The sequence below is a fragment of the Actinomadura decatromicini genome, from assembly GCF_008121305.1.
In the GTDB taxonomy this organism is placed as follows: domain Bacteria; phylum Actinomycetota; class Actinomycetes; order Streptosporangiales; family Streptosporangiaceae; genus Spirillospora; species Spirillospora syzygii.
This window is the reverse complement of record NZ_VSRQ01000003.1, coordinates 703,197-723,347: the sequence shown is the minus strand read 5'-3', so window position 1 is coordinate 723,347 and position 20,151 is coordinate 703,197. Positions and strand designations below refer to the sequence as shown.

The 20,151-nt window shown below is 71.2% G+C and carries 20 protein-coding genes; 3 read left to right on the top strand and 17 right to left on the bottom strand.

Going from position 1 to position 20,151, the window contains the following annotated elements; all coding sequences use genetic code 11:
• Positions 1–19: 19 nt before the first annotated feature.
• The 7 genes from FXF68_RS17080 to FXF68_RS17045 form a co-directional block, all read right to left on the bottom strand.
• Positions 20–790: a cyclase family protein gene (locus FXF68_RS17080; protein WP_148760229.1), complete on the bottom strand. Its 771-nt coding sequence runs from the start codon at positions 788–790 to the stop codon at positions 20–22.
• A gap of 428 nt (positions 791–1,218) precedes the next feature.
• Positions 1,219–1,743, bottom strand: coding sequence for a YbaK/EbsC family protein (locus FXF68_RS17075; protein ID WP_148760227.1), 525 nt, complete (start codon positions 1,741–1,743; stop codon positions 1,219–1,221).
• Positions 1,733–2,035, bottom strand: coding sequence for an ArsR/SmtB family transcription factor (locus FXF68_RS17070; RefSeq protein WP_148760225.1), 303 nt, complete (start codon positions 2,033–2,035; stop codon positions 1,733–1,735). Before FXF68_RS17070 ends, FXF68_RS17075 begins: the two co-directional genes overlap by 11 nt.
• Before the next feature lie 33 nt (positions 2,036–2,068).
• On the bottom strand, positions 2,069–2,284 hold the full coding sequence (locus FXF68_RS43895) for a hypothetical protein (RefSeq protein ID WP_246178749.1): 216 nt from the start codon (positions 2,282–2,284) through the stop codon (positions 2,069–2,071).
• 231 nt (positions 2,285–2,515) lie between these two features.
• Positions 2,516–2,902, bottom strand: coding sequence for an STAS domain-containing protein (locus FXF68_RS17055; protein ID WP_148760223.1), 387 nt, complete (start codon positions 2,900–2,902; stop codon positions 2,516–2,518).
• Positions 2,892–3,308, bottom strand: coding sequence for a helix-turn-helix transcriptional regulator (locus FXF68_RS17050; protein ID WP_222869971.1), 417 nt, complete (start codon positions 3,306–3,308; stop codon positions 2,892–2,894). The genes FXF68_RS17055 and FXF68_RS17050 overlap by 11 nt, the downstream gene beginning before the upstream one ends.
• A gap of 737 nt (positions 3,309–4,045) precedes the next feature.
• Positions 4,046–4,687 carry a hypothetical protein gene (locus tag FXF68_RS17045; RefSeq protein WP_187437963.1) on the bottom strand — a complete coding sequence of 214 codons (642 nt, stop codon included), beginning with the start codon at positions 4,685–4,687 and terminating at the stop codon, positions 4,046–4,048.
• Positions 4,688–5,385: 698 nt separating this feature from the next.
• On the opposite strand from FXF68_RS17045, the gene FXF68_RS17040 reads away from it, so the two are divergent.
• Positions 5,386–5,979 carry a hypothetical protein gene (locus FXF68_RS17040; RefSeq protein WP_148760219.1) on the top strand — a complete coding sequence of 198 codons (594 nt, stop codon included), beginning with the start codon at positions 5,386–5,388 and terminating at the stop codon, positions 5,977–5,979.
• 43 nt (positions 5,980–6,022) lie between these two features.
• On the opposite strand, the gene FXF68_RS17035 is transcribed toward FXF68_RS17040, so the two are convergent.
• The 8 genes from FXF68_RS17035 to FXF68_RS17000 all read right to left on the bottom strand — a co-directional run bounded on the left by FXF68_RS17035 (position 6,023) and on the right by FXF68_RS17000 (position 15,463).
• On the bottom strand, positions 6,023–6,814 hold the full coding sequence (locus FXF68_RS17035; RefSeq protein ID WP_148760217.1) for a hypothetical protein: 792 nt from the start codon (positions 6,812–6,814) through the stop codon (positions 6,023–6,025).
• Between the two features lie 457 nt (positions 6,815–7,271).
• Entirely contained in the window at positions 7,272–8,906 is a 1,635-nt protein-coding gene (locus FXF68_RS17030; protein WP_148760215.1) for a phospho-sugar mutase, read from the bottom strand.
• Positions 8,903–9,697, bottom strand: coding sequence for a purine-nucleoside phosphorylase (locus FXF68_RS17025; protein WP_148760213.1), 795 nt, complete (start codon positions 9,695–9,697; stop codon positions 8,903–8,905). The genes FXF68_RS17030 and FXF68_RS17025 overlap by 4 nt, the downstream gene beginning before the upstream one ends.
• Positions 9,694–10,896, bottom strand: a complete 1,203-nt coding sequence (locus FXF68_RS17020) for an amidohydrolase (RefSeq protein ID WP_148760210.1) — start codon at positions 10,894–10,896, stop codon at positions 9,694–9,696. Before FXF68_RS17020 ends, FXF68_RS17025 begins: the two co-directional genes overlap by 4 nt.
• Positions 10,897–10,991: 95 nt before the next feature.
• Positions 10,992–12,746 (bottom strand): ABC transporter permease, encoded by a 1,755-nt coding sequence (locus FXF68_RS17015; RefSeq protein WP_148760209.1) that lies wholly within the window; start codon positions 12,744–12,746, stop codon positions 10,992–10,994.
• Positions 12,743–13,603, bottom strand: coding sequence for an ABC transporter ATP-binding protein (locus tag FXF68_RS17010; RefSeq protein WP_148760206.1), 861 nt, complete (start codon positions 13,601–13,603; stop codon positions 12,743–12,745). Before FXF68_RS17010 ends, FXF68_RS17015 begins: the two co-directional genes overlap by 4 nt.
• Positions 13,604–13,611: 8 nt before the next feature.
• Complete coding sequence (locus tag FXF68_RS17005) at positions 13,612–14,661, bottom strand: ABC transporter substrate-binding protein (protein WP_148760204.1); 1,050 nt, start codon at positions 14,659–14,661, stop codon at positions 13,612–13,614.
• 55 nt (positions 14,662–14,716) lie between these two features.
• Positions 14,717–15,463, bottom strand: coding sequence for an FCD domain-containing protein (locus tag FXF68_RS17000; protein WP_067893631.1), 747 nt, complete (start codon positions 15,461–15,463; stop codon positions 14,717–14,719).
• Positions 15,464–15,588: 125 nt separating this feature from the next.
• Between FXF68_RS17000 and FXF68_RS16995 the strand changes: the two genes are divergently transcribed.
• Together FXF68_RS16995 and FXF68_RS16990 are read left to right on the top strand one after the other, a co-directional pair.
• Complete coding sequence (locus FXF68_RS16995; RefSeq protein WP_187437962.1) at positions 15,589–16,371, top strand: nucleoside phosphorylase; 783 nt, start codon at positions 15,589–15,591, stop codon at positions 16,369–16,371.
• A 43-nt stretch (positions 16,372–16,414) separates the two neighbouring features.
• Positions 16,415–17,809: an MFS transporter gene (locus tag FXF68_RS16990; protein ID WP_222869970.1), complete on the top strand. Its 1,395-nt coding sequence runs from the start codon at positions 16,415–16,417 to the stop codon at positions 17,807–17,809.
• Between the two features lie 144 nt (positions 17,810–17,953).
• Here the strand turns inward: FXF68_RS16990 and FXF68_RS16985 are convergent, their stop codons facing one another.
• Both FXF68_RS16985 and FXF68_RS16980 read right to left on the bottom strand, forming a co-directional pair.
• A complete protein-coding gene (locus tag FXF68_RS16985) occupies positions 17,954–19,336 on the bottom strand; it encodes an MFS transporter (RefSeq protein ID WP_281292219.1) in 1,383 nt (460 codons plus the stop codon).
• 191 nt (positions 19,337–19,527) lie between these two features.
• Positions 19,528–20,100, bottom strand: a complete 573-nt coding sequence (locus FXF68_RS16980; protein ID WP_148760196.1) for a TetR/AcrR family transcriptional regulator — start codon at positions 20,098–20,100, stop codon at positions 19,528–19,530.
• Between the last annotated feature and the right edge of the window lie 51 nt (positions 20,101–20,151).

Genomic DNA, 20,151 nt, shown 5'->3' with positions numbered 1-20,151 from the left:
GCGGGGCTGCGCGGTGAAGTCAGCGGGACACCAGGGCCAGGACGCGGCACGGGCTGCCCGAGCCGTCGACGATCGGCAGCGGCGCGGCGATCACGATGGCTCCGGTGGTCGGGAGCCGGTCGACGTTGCGGAGCTGGGTGAGGCCGTACTTGCCCGCGCCCAGCAGGAACCGGTGGCAGGGGAACGCCGGGTCGAACCCGTGGGCGGCTCCGGCGTCGGTGCCGACCGTCTCCACGCCGATGCCGAGCACGGCCGACTCCGCCACGTAGCGGGCGGCCTCGGCGGTGAGGCCGGGGGTGTGCGGGCCGGTCTCGTCGGCGTTGGCGAACGCGGCGGGGTCCTCGCCCCGCGCGGACCACCCGGTCCGGAAGATCAGCCAGGCGCCCTCGGGGAGCGCGCCGTGGTCCTCCTCCCATCCGGTGATGTCGGCGACGTCCAGCAGGTAGTCGGCGTCGGCCTCGGCCTCGGCGGTCTTGTCGATGACGGCGGCGGGCCCGATCAACCGGCCGACCGGGACCTGGGAGACGTCGTCGAGGTCCTTGCCGGTGACCCAGTGGTTGGGCGCGTCGAAGTGGGTGCCGGTGTGCTCGCCGGTGCGGAAGTTGTTCCAGTACCAGGCGGGCCCGCGGTCGTCGTAGCGGCTGATCTCCTCCAGCTCGAAGGTCGCGGTCTGGCCGAACTGCGGCGGCAGCCCGAGGATCGGCGTGGCGGCGTGCAGCGGCGCGGTGAGGTCGAGGACCTCGACGGAACCGTCGGCCAGGGCGGCGGCGAAGGCGCTGAGATCGGTCATGGAGGGTTCCTTCTTCTGTGATCGTGCGGAGCGCGGCGCCGTCCTCGTCCGCGAGCGCGGCGGCGCGCGCCCGGGCGAGGTCGGCGGCGGCCCTCGGGTCGCCGGAGAGGGTGCGGGCGGCGTCGACGAGCAGGGCGAAACCCTCGCTGCCGTGGGCGTGGGCCTGGCCGTAGCCTTTCAGTACACCTTGGCATTCGACTACCTCGCAGGCCAGGTCATAGTCGTCGGACGCGGTGGCCACAACCTAGGTGGAGCCAGGCGTCGATCGCCTACCGCCCGCAGCCGAACCGCAACGAACACGGCCGCAGCGGCCTCATGCGCGCCAAGACCCACAGCATGCTGAACCCGAAAGCCCCGGTGGTATGACGACCATCCCGTCGCGGGTCTCCATTCGCGAATTCACTGCGTGGGGCGATGCTTGCTCGGAGTCAGGATGAGGCCGTGATGGGGGCGATGCGGGGGGCGGCGATGCGCACGTAGTCGTCGGTGGCCAGGGCGATCGATCGATCCAGCCGGGCGGCGTTGAAGAACAGTTCCGGGACCTTGAGCAGCGCCGGGTCGGCGACCACCTCTAGTCCCGGGTGGTAGCTGAAGGGCAGGACGGTGCCGCTCACGCTGCCGGCCAGTTCCTCGGCCTTGTCCCGGCTCGCGAAGGCGGCGTAGGTGCCCTCCAGGAGGGCCTTCACCGCCTGGAGGTCCAGGCGGGCGTCGCCGGGCACGACCGCCAGCACGTGCCGGGTCACCTTCTTGCCGATCTTGACCATGACGACCAGGCACTTGGCGGCCCGCGCGACGTCATGCCCGCGCAGGGCGCTGACCAGGTCGGTACGCCCTTCGGGAGCATGGTCGATCAGCCGGTAGCGGGCCCCGGCGGCGTCCAGGTCCGCGATGAGGCGTTCGTAGAGTCGCAGGTCCCCGGGCGCCGCGACGGCGCCGTCCAGTTCACCATTCACCGCTCAGCGACTCCTTCGCTCGCGCGATGCGCTCTTCATCGCGCTTGTAGAACACCCACTGCTTGGTCTTCTTGCCGCGCACCAACCCCGCCTGGGACAACACCCGCAGATGCTCGCCGCAGGTCGGCTGGCTCACCCCCAGCTTCTGGGCGATGAACAGGGAGCAGACCCCGTCCCGGACCAGATCACCGTCGCGCTGCGGCGGGAAGTGCTGTTCGGGGTCGCGCAGCCACTCCAGGATCAGCAGCCGCTTGTCGTTGGCCAGCGCCTTCATCAAGTCCACGTCCAGCACGCGAGCCACTATGGCAGTTAACTAATTAGCTGTCTACCTAACTCCCTCGCTGGCAAACGTCGACGGCGACGCGCCCACCACGGCATTCGGGTCGAGCAGTTCGCCAGCGCGTCCAGGACCTACCATCGGCGCGACGCCGACCGAATCGGCCAGCAGCGCCTCGTCCTCGGGGCCGCTCTGCCCGGTCGGACGGATGCTCATCTGCGGCTCGTCCGGCAGCGCCCCGGCCGACTCCGGCGTCCAGGACATGGAAGCGTCCAAACGGTTCCACACCGAAGGGCTCGGCTGGGGTGGACGAGACATCGCAGAGGCGGAGAAGGCGGGCGTCACGATTCTCAAGCCCGCCGCGCCCCCTGCCGTGGGGCGGGTACGGCGGCACCGTCGCGGACTCGTACGGCTACATCTGGAGCCTTGCCTACAGCGCCCAGGGAACCGACCAGCCCTACGCGGTTATCCGCCGGGTGGACGGGCTGCGGGGGGTCAGGCTGGGTCGTGGGACGGGCGGCGGGAGCCGTTCTCCAGCCAGCGCACGGCGGTTTCGAGGTCGGGTTGCAGGTAGACGCCGAAGTCCAGGCCGGTCATGGTGAAGACGCGGTGGACCCGGTCCCGGAGCCCGGCGGCGACCAGGCTGATGCCGCGTGTGTGAGCGCGCTGGTAGGCCCGGGCGAAGCAGTTCAGGCCGCTGGAGTCGCAGAAGTCGACGTGGGCCATGTCCACGATCACCGCCAGGCGGGTCGCGGTGATGGCCTGGTCCAGCTGTTCGGCCAGGGCGGGGTGGGTGTGGTAGTCGATCGATCCGGAAACACTGACCAGCGCGTAGCCGGCCAGGTCGGAGACCTGGACGGTCAGTTCGGGTTCAGCGGCCACGGGGGTCTGCCTGTTCTGGGAAGTGAACGGGGGGTTGCGGAGCGGCGGCGTCGGTGCCGGAGCCCGGGCCGGTGGGGCCCGGGCCGGTGGGGCGGCTGTCGGCGGGCCGTGTTTCGTCGTGGTCGGCGAACAGGGTGAGGAGCGCGTCGACGCGCAGGTCGGCCTCGGTGGGGTGGCGGAACGGCCGGTCGGGGGAGACGGTGTAGGTGTTGCGGCGGCCGACGCGGTGGCGGGTCAGGTACCCGGCGTCGACGAGGTCGTTGATGATCAGTTGGGCGGCGCGCTCGGTGATGTCGATGCCGTGGGAGATGTCGCGGATGCGGATCTCGGGGTCGCGGGCGATCGTGATCAGGACGCGGGCATGGTTCGTCAGGAAGGTCCAGCCCTTGCCGTCCGGGGATTCCACACGGATCACCCCTCAGGAGACGTGCGAGACGTTAACGCGAATAAATTTTCAGGTAATGGACTGCACCTGTATGGAGAGTACCGTCCCCTGGCTGGTCTCGCATCACCTGGACCGCAGGAAGTTACCAAACGGTCTGGTCGTCCAGGAGCCGGACGCCCGTACAGAGCCGGCACAAAGGGCGACCTGTCAGGACACCGCCGGGCCAGGGCGGCGAACGCGCGGTCGATGTGCTCGCTCCGGTCGATCGCCCCGTCGTGGCGCAGCCACTCGCGGCCCGCGGCGCCCAGGGCCGCCGCCGGCGCAGGCGGTGAGGAGGTCGGCGGTGAACGCATCGAGCCCCGCGCCGGGACGTTCGCGCAGCGCGTCGGTGATCCGCCGGCGCATCCCGTCGCGCCGCTGGTGCAGGCGTGCGCACAGCGCGGGAGTCGACTCGATCAGCCGCAGCACCGCCGGATTCCGCTGCGCAGAGTGGACCCGCTCCTCCCACTCGCCGAGGACGGCGTGCAGCACCGTCCACGGCGCCTCGTTCGCCGGACAGGGGGCGAACAGTCCGCGTGGCTTGTGACAAGCGCGACGCGAATGGAATCCGTCCCAGGCGGTTTTCGACGTGGACTAACCGGGCCGGTAAAGGCCCCGGCTCGCCCGGTCTTTCGGTTGGTGGTCTCCGCGATGACGGATGCGTGGTCAGCGGATCTCGCGGCGTGCGACCTGGAGCAGAGCGTCGTGCTCTGCTGGGTTCAGCGCCGTCGCGGCATGTCCGCGTGCCATTGCTGTCCCTCGGCGTTTGAGGACCTCTCGTCCTCGCGGCGGGGGGCCGCCTGCCTCTCCCATTCGGGTGCGGCGGTGGACCCGCGGCCGGTGCGGTCCGCTTCGGGGGCCGCCGTCCCACGACCGGAGCGCCCCGCAGTCCCCGCGGTGCCGGCCGCCCCTGGGGCCGCCGCGCGATCCGCTTCCGCTCGACGCACCTCTCGCACGCCGACCACCAGGAAGCGTCCCAGTGCCATCGCGGCCAGCAGCACCATGATGGCGCCGAGGCCCTGGTAGAACGACAGGTGTTCGGCGATCTGGCGGGTCTGGCCGCCGAGCGCCTTCCCTGGACCGCCGCTCCACAGCGGGGCGATCGTGGTGCCCACGACGAACCACAGGCCGCCGGCGATGGCCAGCCAGGATCCGAACATGGCGACAGGACGGTTGGCGCTGATCATCAGGATCAGCCCGCCGAGCCCTACGGCGATCGCCGGAAGAATGGAGAGCACCAGGCGGTCAGAGGTGTAGTCCCATGTCGCGTTCGACCCGAACCCGAAGGAGAAGTAGGGCCCGACGAACGGGATGAACCCACCCCACACCGCCAAGAGCATCAGCAGCAGCCCGTTGATCATCCCCCGGCTGCGAGGTGCCTTCAGCACTCCGGACATCGGGGCGCGCTGGGACCTCACACTCCCAGTCATGACTTACCTCCCCAACTAGCTCGAAATGTCCTATTCGCCCCGTACCCGGCCCACTCCTGCCCAACCAGACCCGCCGGACGCCATCCGACCGCCACGCTGCGGAGACGTGGTGGCCATCCCGCCCGAGACCGCCTACGCCCGGGCGGCCGAAGGTGAACCACGACCTCGCCGTCCCCGGGGAGGACGGGGCAGAACTCCTACCTGCGAAGCCACGAGCTTTGCCGACCATTGCCTTTGGCGTGGCGCGGTCTCGGGGCTGAAGGTCGGTGGAGAGCAGGGTTTCGAGGGCCGGTTCCAGGCCGTCGGTCCCGGTCTGCGGGGTGAGGAAGTCGGGCCAGTACGAAGAGAGGCCGCCGGGTTCTCCGATCCCCTGCGAGATCCCGACGCCCCTGTGGCGGCCGTGGTGGACGAATTGGCCCAGGTCCGCAGCGTCATGACCGCCAACCACGGGCCTGGCCCTCGAACTGATCAACGCCCTCCGGCGGGCCGAAATCCTCCCCGCCCTTAGCCTCCAGTCCTTGACGCCCGCTCTCCTCTGGAGCGGGAGATCGGCTGGGAATCTTCTGGCCCTCCCAGGTACTTCCGAAGAAGATTGTGGAAGGAGAGGCGTATCACCTCGGGAGGGAACGATGCTGTTCAGGCGGGAGGTCCTTGAGGGGATCGCGGGCGGACGGATCGACCGGGTGTTCCGGGTGTGGGCCGAGCCTCGGGTCCGCGCGGGGAGCACCCAGCGCACCTGGGCGGGAATCATCGTCATCGACTCGGTCACGCCCGTCACTCCCGAGGAGATCACCGAACAGGACGCCCTGCGTTCGGGCTTCAACGACCGCGCGGCGCTGCTCACCGCCCTGTCCAAGAGCACCAAGGAGGGCGGCTACCACCGCGTCATGCTCCACTTGGGCGGCCCCGACCCCGGCTCGGAGTTGGCCGACAACGCCGACCTGTCCGACCGGGAACTGGCCGACCTGAAAGCCACTCTGGACGCCATCGACTCCCGCAGCCGCCGCGCCCCCTGGACCCGCGAGATCCTGCGCCTCATCGAGGAACACCCCGGCCTACGCGCCCAAGACCTGGCCGAACGCCTGAACCGCGACAAACTCCCCTTCAAGGCCGACGTCCGCCGCCTCAAAGCCCTCGGCCTCACCCAAAGCCTGGAGACCGGCTACCGCCTCTCCCCACGTGGCAAGGCCCTCATGACCTACCTACGCTCCTCAACCGAATGACCATCCGCGTGCCTGAATCAGGCTTGAATTACCATTCGGCGGGTCAGTTCAGCGCCTTAAGTTTCGCGCAGAGTTTCCGGGGGAAACGCGGCTCGACCCGCAGGACCGCCTGGCAGCCTGCCTCGGTTGTGGAGGTGATGGCGACCCAGCCCGTCTTGCTGTAGCGGTAGAACGTCCGCCTCCCCACCGCGTGCCGGTCGCAGGTACCGGGGGATGCGTCGCCGCAGGCCGGTCCCATGGGCATGGAGAAGTCGATGACCAGCCAATGCCCGGAGCAGTGCTCCTGCGTGTAGGTGTGGCGCGGTATGTCGGCGTTGCGGATGGTCTGCTGGTACGACGCCTCAGTGCAGCCGGTCGGCGCGGGATGGCAGCCGTCCTGACCGCATCGCCGCAGCGGACCGTCCGCAGATGAGGCGGCCGTGAACTGCTGCTCACTGGACTGGCCGATCACAATGGACCGTTTCCCGAATGGCCCGGGGAGGGAGACTTTGGCGGTGGCGAGCGTCTTCGGCGGTACGCCGATCGGACGGCATCGCTTGGCGTCGGTCTTTCCCATGTCGTTCTCGAGCGCCTCGAAGCGGATGTCCACCCGAACGAAGGTCTTCTCGAACTGCTCCGTACGGGCCTGCACGTTCCGATAGCAGTCGCGGCCGGACGGGACCTCGAAGTCCAGCGTGAGCACTCTCCCGCCCTTTTCGGACCGCACTTGTGTCACGTCGCCGATGCTGAAGGTCTTCCATTTGAATTCCCCCTGCGACCGCGTCGACGCCGGTTGGCGCGCATGGCTGGCGCCACAGCCTGCACCGACCAGGACGACTAAGAGCACAACGGCCATCGTTCGCGGGAAGGCTCGCATCTCATCACCCCGTCCGGATCTTAACCAGTCGCGAGTACGAGCCCAGGGCGGCAACCTCGTCGGAGACAGAGGCCGATCCGGTGAGGCGTCGGCCGAAGGGGCGGTGGCTGGTTCGGCGTGGCCCGGCCCGTGACAACCGAGGTCGGCTGGCAAACTCGTCCACTCGGGCGGGCTGCACGCCCATCAGGCCGCCGTGGACGCCGCCGCCGAACACGACGCACGCTTCGGGTTCATCTACCTGTTCGCGGTCGAAGGGCGCGGCGGAGCCGATCTCGTCGTGAGCATCCGACGGCGCAAAAGAACCCCTGGTCGGAGAAGTTGTCCGTGGCACGCGCGGGACTGGGCGCGATCGTCCGGATGTGGCTTCGCCGTACGTTGGCCACCACGATCGAGATCGGGCGCTGACCATGGAGCGTGTCGTCACGCCGTCCCGCGATCAACTGATGATGGTGATGAGGTCGGCGCGGAGGGCGTCGAGGTCGGCGGCGGCCTTTGCGCGGGCCGCCGCGACGTCGTTCCCGGCGGGGTGGATGACTTCCAGGTAGCACTTGAGTTTCGGTTCTGTCCCGGACGGTCTGATCACGACTCGCGCGCCCTCGGCCAGGCGGAATCTGAGCCCGTCGGTGGGTGGGAGGCCGTTCGAGCCGTGGGTGAGGTCGTCGAGTGATTCGACGGTGCGTCCGCCGAGCCGGGACGGTGGGGCCTGGCGCAGCCGCGCCATCGTCGCGGCGATCACCTGCGGGTCGGCGGCCCGGACCGACACCTGTGCGGTGGCGTGTAGCCCGTAGCGGCGGGCTTGGTCGTCCAGGAGGTCGGGCAGGGTGCGGCCGTCGCGGTGGGCCTGGGCGGCGAGCGCGGCGACGGCGAGTGCGGCGCTGATCCCGTCCTTGTCGTTGACGATGACGCCGCGGTCGTCGCCCACGCTGTACCCGAGTGCTTCTTCGTATCCGAACACTAGGCGGTCGGCCGGTTCCCCGGCGCGCATGATCCATTTGAAGCCGGTCAGGGATTCGGCGAATCGGACGCCGTGCCCGGCCGCGATCGCGCGTAGCAGCGAGGACGACACGATCGTGGTGACGACGAGGCGGTCGTCGCCGGTCGTGTGCCGCAGGACGTGCTCGGCGAGCAGGCCGCCGAGTTCGTCGCCGGTCAGTGTTCGCCAGCCGTCGGCGTCTGGGACGGCGACGGCGCAGCGGTCGGCGTCGGGGTCGTTGGCGATCACCAGGTCCGCGCCGCGCTCGCGGGCCAGCGCGAGCGCCAGGTCGAGCGCGCCGGGCTCCTCGGGGTTGGGGAAGGCGACGGTGGGGAAGTCGGGATCGGGGTCGGCCTGCTCGGGAACGACGATCGGCGCGCGGAACCCGGCCCGGTCGAACGCGGCGAGCAGCACGTCCCGCCCCACCCCATGCATCGGCGTATAGACGATCGACAGGTCGGCGCCGCCGGTGAAGCCCAGACGCAGGGACGACACCGCGTCCAGATAGAGGTCCGTGGTGGCGTGGACGGGCCATCCGCTGCCCAGGGGCAGCTCGTCGACGCGCCCGACCGCGTCGATCGCGCCGGAGATCTCGGTGTCCGTCGGGGGGACGATCTGTGCCCCGTCGGCCCAGTACACCTTGTAGCCGTTGTCGCGGGGCGGGTTGTGGCTGGCCGTCACCATCACCCCCGCCACCACATCGTCGAAGCTGCGGGTGAAGTGCGCCAGCACCGGCGTGGGTACCGGGTCGGCGAACACTTCGGGGTGCAGTCCGGCGCCGCTGAGCACGGCGGCGGTGTCGTCGGCGAATTGGCGGGAGCCGTGCCGGGCGTCGAACCCGACGATCACCCGCCCGCCGGGCGGCAGACACGCGGCCAGGCCCGCCGCCGCGCGCATCACCATCACCCGGTTCATCCGGTTCGGCCCCGCGCCCAACGCGCCGCGCAGCCCCGCCGTGCCGAACTCCAACCGCGCCCCGAACCGGTCGGCCAACGCCCCGCCGTCGTCCGCGTCCAGGATCGCTTGGAGTTCGACGCGGGTGGCCGGGTCGGGGTCCTGGGCGAGCCACTCCTCGGCGCGCGTCCGCAGGTCGCTCACAGCTTCCCAAGGACGGTCGCCAGCAGGGCGCCCATCCGCCCGGCCGACGCGCGTCCCGCGGCGAGAACCTCCTCGTGGTCGAGCGGCTCACCCGCCAGCCCCGCCGCGATATTGGTCACCAGCGACACGCCCAGCACGTCGGCGCCCCCTTGCCGGGCCGCGATCGTCTCAAGGACGGTCGACATGCCGACCATGTCCGCGCCGAGCGTGCGCAGCATCCGGATCTCGGCCGGGGTCTCATACGACGGGCCGCGCAGCGCCGCGTACACCCCCTCTGACAGTGTCGGGTCGACCTCCTTGGCCAGCGCGCGCAGCCGCCCCGAGTACGCCTCGGTCAAATCCAGGAACGACGCCCCCGACAGCGGGTTGGCGCCCGACAGGTTCAGATGATCGGCGATCAGCACCGGGTCACCGACCTTCTGATGCTCCGGGCGCAGCCCACCCGCCGCGTTCGTCAACACCACCGTCCCCACCCCGGCCGCCAACGCCGTCCGCACCGGATGCGCCACCGCATCCACACCGCGCCCCTCATACAGATGCGTCCGACCCAGAAACACCAGCGCACGACGACCAGAGACCTCCAGCACCCGCACCTGCCCGGCATGCCCCTCCACCGCAGGCGGCGCGAACCCGGGCAGCTCGGCGAAGGTCAACTCGGCGACCGGGGACCCGAGCGCGTCCGCGGCCGGGACCCAGCCCGAACCCATCACCAAGGCCACGTCGAAAGAGTCCACGGACGTCCGGGCGCGCAGCGCATCCGCCGCCTCCCGCGCCAGTTCGAAGGCGGTCATGCCTGCACCAGCGCGCCGGAGCGGGCGACGATCTTGCCGCGCTTCATCACGAGCGTCCGCCGCGGCGGCGCCACGACGATCTCGCCGACCGCCTCACCCGGGAGGACCACCAGGTCGGCGACGTCCCCGGCCTTGAGGTCGCACGGCGGGGCGCCGAGGACCTCGCGGCCCAGGGTCGTGCCCATGGTCACCGCGAACTCCAGGTCCTCGTCCCTGCGCCAGTACTGCTTGTAGGCCAGGAATGTCGCCCTGGCGAGGATGTCGCCCTCGCCCCACGGCGACCAGCGGCTGCGGGCTGAGTCGGATCCCAGGCACATCCGCACGCCCCGCGCGTGCAGGGCCTTGACGTCCGGCACAGGCAGCAGCCCGTGGACGCCGACGGCGACGGCGATGTCCGCGTCGGCGAGCAGCGACGCCAGGCGCTCGAACTGCGACGGCGTCGGGTCGGCCAGGCTGAACACGTCGCATAGGCTGACCTTGCCTTGCATGCCCAGCGCCTTGACCCGCTCGGCGATCCGCTCGATGAGCCAGATGCCCAGTTCACCGGACTCGTGCGCGTGGAAGTCCACTGACACCTGGTGCTTGTCTGCGAGGCCGAAGACGATGTCGAGCTGGCGGGCGGCGTCTCCGTCGACACCGGCCGGGTCCAGCCCGCCGATCGCGTCGGCCCCGTCCCGCAGCGCCTGGTCGAGCAGTTCGGCGGTGCCGGGCTTGCGCAGGATGCCGAGCTGGGGGAACGCCACGATCTGGAGGTCCGCGAGGTCGGCCATGTCCGCGCGCACCTGGAGGAGGCCGTGGACGCCGTCGAGGCCGATCTCCGGGGCCACGTCGGTGAACGTCCGGATCGACGTCGAGCCGTACGCGACGCACATGTCGAGGAAGGCGCGCGCCCGCGTCGCGACGGGCGTCGTGGTCTCCGCCCACTGCCGCAACTGGTCCTCGAACATCTGGTCCATGGTGATCGGCTCGGACGTCCGCCGGACCCACGGCTCGCCCCACAGGCTCTTGTCGGCGTGCGCGTGGCCGTCGACGAAGCCCGGCAGGACGATCTGCCCGCCGAGGTCCTCGACGTGGTCGGCCGGGCCGAGGTCGGCGGGCGGCTCCGCGCCGACGGCGCTGATCGTCCCGTCGGCGACGGTGATGACCTTCGGGTCGCCCACGCCGTACGGGCGGACGTTGGACAGGATGATTCTGGACATGGTTCGCCCTCTCCTACTTCCCGGTGCCCCGGGACGGTGAATGTTCGTGCCGCCGACCACTCGGGCCGGCCACTCGCGCCGGCTACTCCAGGCGGCTACTCGAGGCGGCTGAGCGCGGCGTCCTCCAGCGCGCCGGCCAGGCGGTAGGCCATGAGCGAGGCCAGCAGGACGATCGCGACGCCGCCCCAGACGAAGTCGTAGTCCGACAGGGTCGCGGCGACGGTCATCGAGGCGCCGAGCCCGTAGCCGGTGGCGAGCCACTCCGCCACCATGGCCGCGCCGATGGACAGCGGCAGCGCGATCTTGACCGAGGCCAGCAGCGCCGGCAGCGCGTACGGGATGAGCAGCTTCGTGAGGCGGTGCACGCGCCCCGCTCCGACGGCGGTGAGCAGGTCCACGGCGCTGCGCGGGACGGCCCTCATCGCGAGCAGCACGTTGACGAGGATCGGGAAGAACGTCATCACCGCGATCAGGACGGTCACGGCGACGATCCCCCGCCCGAACATCAGCGCGAGTAGCGGCATCGCGGCCACGATCGGGATCGACCGGAGGGCGATCGAGATGGGCATCAGCACCCGCTCGATCACCGGGAACTCGTGCGCGACGACGGCCATCGCCACCGCGAGGACCAGCCCGACCAGGAAGCCGACGCCCGCGTCGCCGACGGTGCGCAGCAGCGACGACAGCAGGTACGGCAGCGGGTCCTCGGCCTCGCCGGAGGCGGTGACGAGCTGGGTGTCGCCGGTGGCGAAGTAGGGCGCGACCTGCAGCGGTCCCCGGGCCACCTCGGCGCCGCCCGGCACGACGAGGACGAGCAGCCACCAGCCGAGCACGACGCCCGCCAGGGTCGCGACCGCCGCGAAGGCGGCGCGCAGCACCCGCGCGGCGGGCCGCGCGTGCCGCCGTCCGGGCCTCGTCGGACGCGCGCCGAGGACGGTGTCGGTCGACCGCGTCCAGGGCAGGACCAGCCGGACGACCAGCGGCAGCGCCAGGAACGCGGCGGCGGCGAGCAGCGAGGTCACGATCGCGAGGCCCCAGGCACGGGGGACGTCGAACGCGCCCTGCGCCTGGATCATCGCGACCCCGAGTCCCTCCTCGCCGCCCATGTACTCCCCGATGATCGCGCCGAGGATGGCGCTCGGCGCCGCGACCTGGAGTCCGCCGACGAGGCTCGGGATCGCGGCGGGCAGCCGCACCCTGCGGATGACCGTCCACTCCGAGCCGCCGGCGGCGCGCACCACGTCGACCGACGTCCGGTCCACGCCGGCGAGGCCGAGGACGGCGGCGACCAGGGTGGTGAACACCACCGCCTGCGCGGCGAGGATCACGCTCGGGACGTCGCCGCGGAACGCGATGGCGAGCAGCGGCGCGATGGCGATGAGCGGCAGCGCGATCGCGCCGACCGCGACCCGCTCGAACAGCGCCTGGACGCGGGGGAACGGCAGCGTGCACAGGGCCAGCGCGATCGCTATGCCGTTGCCCCAGAGGTAGCCCTGCGACGCCGACGCCATGGTGGCGGCCGCGTTCGGGACGTAGTAGTCGGCGTCGTCGCGCATCTGCGCGAGCACGTCGCCGGGCGGCGGCACCAGCGACCCGAACCCGCCGGACGACAGCACCTGCCAGGCGGCGATCAGCACCGCCACCGTCACCAGCGGCGGGAGGGCGTTCCGCAGGCGCGCGGCCCAGCGCCGGCGGGGAGCGTCCGGAGAGGCGCCCCGTGCCCTCCGGACGGCCGCTCTCCGGGAGCCGCCCCGTTCCCGCCGGGAGGACGCCGCTGCCGAGCCGCCGGGCTCCCGCCGGGCGGAGCCGCTCATGGAACGTTCCCGTTCCTGCCGGGCGGAGGTGCTCATGGGGCCGTCCCGTTCCCGTGGCCGGCGAACAGCCGCTCCGACAGCTCGTCGCACAGCGCGTGGAAGGCGCCGTCCTGCAGGATCTCGGGCGTGCGCGGCCGCGGCAGGTCGACGCGGACGACGTCCAGGATCGTTCCAGGCCGCGGTGACATGAGGACCACGGTGTCCGAGAGCAGCACCGCCTCGGCGATGCCGTGGGTGACCAGCACCGTGGTCGTGCCCCGCTCGGCCCAGATCCGCTGCAGCTCGAAGTTGAGCCGCTGGCGGGTCAGGTCGTCCAGCGCCCCGAACGGCTCGTCCAGGAGCAGGAGTTCGGGGTCGGTGACCAGGGACCGGGCCAGCGACACCCGCTGGCGCATGCCCCCGGACAGCTGCGACGGCCGCGACTTCTCGAACCCCGTGAGCCCGACCAGCCGGATCAGGTCGGCGACCGCGTCACCGCCGCGCCGGCCCGCGACCTCCAGCGGGAGCCGGATGTTGGCCTCGACGCTCCGCCAGGGCAGCAGGCCGGCGTCCTGGAAAGCGACGCCGACGCCGTGCCCCTCGCGCAGTTCGCGCGGCGTCCGGCCGTGGACGGTGACCGTCCCGGCGGTCGGCGTCTCCAGGTCGGCCAGCATCCGCAGCACCGTGGACTTGCCGCACCCGGACGGGCCCAGCAGTCCCACGAACTCGCCCCGGCGGGACGAGAAGGTGAATTCCCGCAGCGCCTCGACCGGCGCCCCCTTGCCGCTGAACGTCTTCTTCAAGCCGCTCGTGCGAATCCCCTCGGCGCCCTGCGCATCGCCAGAAGCGACCTGCGCGTCGTCTGAGGTGGCGCGGGACGGATCGGCGTCCGGCAGTGTTCTCTCCTCCGGCATGGCGCGCCTCACCCGCCGAGCAGTTCGTTGGTGAACAGCGACTTGTCGAGTTTGATCCCGATGCTGGTCAGGCTCGTGATCGTCTCCTGGATGAGCGCGTCGGACATCCAGAACAACCCCTTGGACGCGGCGCCGCCGTCGCCGCTGACGTACGGCGCGATGGCGGCGAGCGACTTGGCCTGCTCGTCGAGTTTCAGGCCGAGCTTCGCGCCGTACCGCTTGATGATCACGTCGGCGGCGTGCTTCTGGTCGCGCAGCGCCGCCTCCCAGCCCTGCCTACTGGCCGCCATGAACTTGCGGGCGCGCTCGCGGGCGGCGGGGTCGTCCAGCGTCTTCTGGGACGCGAAGAAGACGCTCTGCATCCGGTTGAACCCGAAGTCAGCCAGCGGCATCACGTGCGTCCTGACCCCGCGCAGCTCCAGCGACACCGGCTGGTTCGAGGCGAACCCCCAGATCGCGTCCACCTCGCGGGCGGCGAGCGGCGCGGGGTCGAACTGGATCGGCACCAGCTTCACCTTGCTGACGTCCACGCCGTTGCGCTTCATGAACACCAGGGCGGTGTTCTTCCCCGCCAGGGTGATGCCGAGCTTCTTGCCCTCGATCTCCTTGGGGCTCTTGACCGGACGGTCGGCGAGCGAGATCCAGGACTCGGGGCTCTTCAGCAGCCCGGCGCCGACGATCTTCAGTTTCGCGCCGCGGGCGACGGCGGTGGCGACGTTCTCCGGGATCGCCTCGACGCCGAGGTCGACCCGGTTCGTCGTGACCATGGGGACGACCGCGGAGTTCGGCCCGCCCGGCAGGACGTCGACGTTGAGTCCCTGTTTGGTGTAGAGGCCGTCCTCGGCCCCGATGAAGATGCCCGCGTACTCCGCGTTCGGAATCCAGGCGAGCTTCACCGCGAACCGGCCTTTTCCGGCTTTGCCGCCGGCGGCGTCGCTCGAACCGCAGGCGGACAGCCAGGGGACGGCCGAGCCGACCGCCGCCACGGCCGCGCCCTGACCGGCGACCCGGAGGAAGGAACGCCGGCCCATGCCGGGCGGCGTGCAGGTGTGGGTCATTCGTGCTCCCGAAAGAGTCGTCGTCGTGATCGCCGTGGTGAATGGGGATAGCGCTCTACGCGAGGTCGTTTTCCGCGAGCAGCGTGTGGATGACGTGAGCGTTTCCGCTGTTGGCGAAGTGCTCCGTCTCACGGATCATTCCGTCGAGATGCACGACCATGAGCCGTTCGGCGCCGTCGGCGTCCCGGTCCGAGATGCTGGCGACGATGCCGCGGTGCTCCTGGTCCCACCGAAGCAGTGCGTCCCGCTTGATTCCGATCATGATGAGCAGTCGTTCGAGCACGTCGAGGCGCTCGTCGAACACGGTCATGCTGATGGCCTGGATCTGCTTGTTGTGCGAGGCCTGGCCGATCGTCTTGTGGAAGGCGAGCCGCTCCCGCCAGCGCGCCTCGCCGTCCGTCGCGACCATCTCCCGCAGCCGGGCGACCTCCTCCGGCCGCGCCCGCAGGGCGGCGGCCCGCGCGGCCTCCCGCTCGATGCCGCGGCGGCCGATCAGGTGGTCGATCAGGTCGTGGACGTCCCGCATGGCGAGGGCGTCGGCGAAGGACGACTCCCGGCGGCTGTCCAACTGCTGGTTGGCCGCGACGCGGCTGCCCTCCTCGGTGAGGATGCGCCCCTTCTTTCCCAGCGACTGGGTGAGGGCGCGCTCGTCGAGGTCGTTGAGCAGCCGGCTCACGGTCGACTCGCTGACGTCGAAGCCGCGTTCCCGCAGGTGGCGGGTCGCGGCCCGCGCGCCCACCGGGCCCTCCTGGGCGCTCATGAACGCCAGCAGCGCGGACTCCATCGTCGGCGTGTGCCGCACGGTCGCCTCCATCTGTCAGTTCCGTGGACGGAACCGTAGGCGGGGTTGTCCATGTATGTCAATAGTGACGAACGTATGTGGATTGTGGCACTGTATGCCCGCAATTGATGTACGGGAGGATCTGGATGAACGTCGACAAGCTGGCTCACCACCTGCACCTTCGCGCCGGGGACGTCGGGCGGTACGCGCTCCTGCCCGGCAACCCCGACCAGGTGGCCTCGATCGCGGCGCTCCTCGACGCCCCGGAGTTCGTCGCCCGCAACCGCGAGTTCGAGACCTGGCGCGGCACCCTGGACGGCGAGAGGGTCCTCGTGACCTCCACGGGCGTCGGCGGACCGTCCACGGCCCTCGCCGTGGAGGAGCTCGCCGCGCTCGGGGTCGACACGATGATCCGGGTCGGGGTGTCGGGCTCGATGCGGCCCGACGCCGCGAACGGCGAGCTGGCCGTCCTCACCGCGGCGATCCGCGACGAGGGCACCACCAGGCAGTACCTGCCGGTCGAGTTCCCGGCGGTCGCCGACCTCGACGTGCTGCTCGCGCTCCGGGAGGCCGCCGAGCGCGCGGGCGTCCCGTACCGGTGCGGACCCGCGCACACCAAGGACTCCTACTACGGCGAGACGGAACCGGACCGGATGCCGCTCGCGGCGGCGCTGACCGAGCGGTTCGAGACCTGGCGCCGCGGCGGGGCCGTCTGCTCGGAGATGGAGACCGCCGCCGTGTTCATCGTCGGCACCGTGCTCGGGGTGCGCACGGGCAGCGTCGTGATGATGTGGAGCCAGGACGCCATCGACACCGGCGCCGCCCCCTCCAGCGACCCGCTGTTCGCCACCGCCGTCGACGCGGTGCGCGCCCTCATCGCGGCGGCTCCGCGCTCCGGCGCGCCCGTGCGGTCCGCCGCCGGAGCGTGATGAGCCGGACGACGCCGAGCGGCCCCGCCGGACGGGCCGCGACGTGACCACGGACAACCCGCCCCTGGAGGCCGAGGGAGACTCGCCCGACCGATCCGGCACGGCCGGCCGTCCCCCCGACCCCGCGCCCGCGCGGCCCGCCGACGCGGTCCCGGCGCGGCCCCCCGACGCGGTGCCGACGCGGCCCGCCGACCCTGCGCCCGCGCGGCCCGCCGGCGCGGTGCCGGCGCGGCCCGCCGATGCGGTGCCCGGGCGCGGCGGCGCGGTCCGGCGCCGCCTCGGGGTGCTCGTCGCCGTCGTCCTCGTCGCCGTGAACCTGCGGGTCGCGGTGACGAGCCTCGGCGCCGTCCTCGACCAGGCCCGCGCCGACCTCGCGATGTCCACGTTCGCCGCCTCCACCGCGGCGGCCCTGCCGGTCGTGTGCTTCGGCGGCTTCGCCCTGGCGACACCCTGGCTCATCCGGCGCGCGGGCCCGAACACCGGGCTCGGACTCGCCCTCGGACTGCTCCTGGTCGGGCTGCTCGTCCGGGTCGTCGGCGGCGAGGCGACCCTGCTCGCGGGCACCTTCGTCGCCTGCGCCGGCATCGCGGTGGGGAACGTGCTGGTCCCGGTGATCGTCAAGATGGAGTTCGCGGCCCGGGTCGGGGAGGTCACCGGCGCCTACAGCGCCGCCATGTCCGCCGGGGCCGCGATCGGCGCCGCCGCCACCGTGCCGGTCGGCGACGCCACCGGCGGCTGGCGCGGCGGGCTCGCGGCCTGGGCCGTCCTCGCCGCCGCCACCCTGGCGATCTGGCTGCCGCGGACGCGCCGGACCGCCGCCCCGGCCGAGCACCGCGCGCCGGCGACGGCCATGCTGCGCAGCCCGGTCGCCTGGGCGGTCACCCTGCTCTTCGCGACGCAGTCCGTGCTCGCCTTCGTCGTCATGGCCTGGCTGCCGACCGTCTACCTGGACGCCGGCTTCACCCCGGACGAGGCGGGCACGCTCCTCGCCGTCGCGCTCCTCGTCGGCATACCGGTGTACTTCGCCGTCCCGGTCCTGGCGGCGCGGCTGCGGCGGCAGGGAGCGCTCGGCGCGGGCATGACCGTCGTCCAGATCGCCGGCCTGGCCGGGCTCCTGCTCCGCCCGGAGTCGCTTCCCTGGCTCTGGGCGGTCTTCGTCGGCATCGGCGGCGGCGTGTTCCCGCTGACCCTGGCGCTGTTCAGCATGCGGACCCGCACCGCGGCGGACACGGCCGCCCTCTCGGCGATGGCGCAGAGCGTCGGCTACCTCCTGGCCGCCTTCGGCCCTTTCACCGTCGGTGTCCTCCGGGACGTCACCGGCTCCTGGACGGTCCCGCTGGCGCTCCTAATGGCCATCTGCGTCCTTCAGACGGCCCTGTCCTTCAGCGCCGGCTTTCCGCGCTTCGTAGAAACAACGCCCGCAGGCCGCCGCCCATGAACACGCCCCACCACCGCACCACAGACCTACTCAGCCCCTGTGGACGGCGCGGCGACGACGGTCACCGCACCGCTGGGCCGGGAAGGTCGGCAGGGCGCGTCGGTTCACAGCGGGGACGGCTCCTTGGCGTCCAGCGGTGCGCGTCTACTTGTCGCACTTCCGTCGATCTCTCAAGATGCGTTCAGGGTGCGGGCGGCCTGCCCGCCTGGTGCGGCTACCAGGTATTTCGGGTGGGATGAACCGTAGTGCGGTAGCGGCTGTGATCACGCATGCGCCGATGGCGATTCCCATGGTGATCGGAGTGCCGGTGGCGGGATGGGCCGTGGCGATCGCACCGAGCAGCGCGACCCCGATCACTCCACCGGTCTGCCGAGCCGTGTTCAGGGCGCTCGACCCCATGTTCTTGTGCTGGTCGGGTGCGAAGGTCATGACCGTGAGCGTCTGAGCGGGCGCCGACAGCCCCATTCCGGCGGAGAATACGCAGAAGCCGACCGCGACGAGCGGATACGGTGCGGAGGCGATGGCGAGAAAGGCCAGTCCCGTCGCCGAGAGGATCATTCCGGTGGCCAGACCGGCGCGTGGTCCGAACGCGGTGATGAAGCGGGCGCCGAGAAAGATCGCGGTGAGTGTGGCGGCGACGGTCAAAGGGAGAAAGGCCATTCCGGTCTGGAATGCCGAGTAACCGCGGGACTGTTGGAAGCCGAGCGTGTAAACGATCAGCATCCCGTAGAGGGTGAAGTTGTACGTCGCACCGCCGAGCAGGCCCGCGAGGACGGGACGGGCGGCGATGACAGCCCGCGGTAGCAGGACCTCCCGTCCCCGTCGTGACCAGCGGAGCTGGGTCGCGATGAAAACGACAAGGGCTGCGCAGCCGCCGATGAGCGCCGTCAGCACGGCCGGGTCGTGCCATCCGGCGGCGCTCGACTCCACCAGTGCCCACACGGTGGCGGCGAGGCCGCCGACAACGATGACCTGGCCGCCGATGTCGAACGACACGCGTCGCAACGGGACCTCGCTCACGTTGCGTATGACGAGCCATCCGGCGCCGGCGGCCACGGGGACATTGAGCAGGAAGACGCTGCGCCACCCGATGGTGTCGACCAGCAGCCCGCCGACGAACGGGCCGATCATGAATCCGGCGCCGCCCACGCTCACCCACGTCGCGACCGCCCTGGTGCGTTCGGCGGGCGTCGTGAAGGTGTGGGTGATCAGTGTCAGCGGTGCCGGGGCGAGGAGCGCCGCGCCCAGCCCCTGGCATGCGCGGCCGAGGGTGAGTGGGCCGGTGGCCGGGGCCAGACTGCACACGATCGAGGCGGCGGTGAACAAGCCCAATCCGGCCACGTAGGCACGTCGGGCACCGATTCGGTCCCCCAGCCGGCCAGCGGACAGCAGCAGTGCGGCGAACACGAGCGTGTAGGCGTCGATGATCCATAGGGCACCGGCAGAACCCGCGCGAAGGTCGGTCCGGATCGCCGGCATCGCGACGTTGACCACGTTCGCTTCCATGATGATCAGCGCGGTGCCCAGACACAGGCCGGTCAGACCGAGTGCCCGGCCAGTGGCGAAAGCGGAACCGCGTGGCGGGCCTTGTTCTTGGGATGCCTCAAGTTCTTGGGCGGCATCGGGTTCTTGGGCAGCGTCGGACGACAGGGTCGCTCCTGGAAATGGGAACTTCGCCCGGGAGGGCGGTGACGGCAGCGGGAAGGCGCCCCTTCGGGTCAGGGGCGGGCGCTCGCTCGCAGAAGTGACAGCACCCCTCGTACGGCGCGGTCGAAGGGTGCGACGGCTTGCGCCGCGCGGGCGAGCGCGTAACCGCCCTGTATCACGGCTGCGATGGTGGAAGCGATCTCGTCGGTGTCCAGGTCGTCGGCGAACTCGCCCGCGGCCACGCCTTCGGCGATCGTGCGCCGGAGGTTCTCGTGCAGTACCTCGAAGGTCTCGCGCACCGGTGCGCGCAGCTTCTCGTCCGCCATGATGTCAGGGTCGGCCGTGAGCCGGCCGACGCTGCAACCGCGCAGCACATCGCGTTCGCGCCCCAGATATCCCGAGATCCGTTCGAACGCGGTGCCCTTCACGGCGAACGCTTCCACGATCTGCTGCTGCATCAGTTCCGCACTGCGCTGCTCTGCCGCCAGCGCCAGGTCGGGCTTGCCGGCGAAGTGGTGGTACATGCTGCCCTGACCGACACCGGAGCGCGACAGGATCGCGGTCGGGCTGGTGCCGACGTACCCGCGCTCCCACAACAGTTCACGCGTGCCCTCGATCAGACGGTCACGAGCGTCCGGTTTCATGGTGCCTCCTCCAAGCGTGCGGTGCGGTGTGTCCGCGCGGCCGAACCCTCC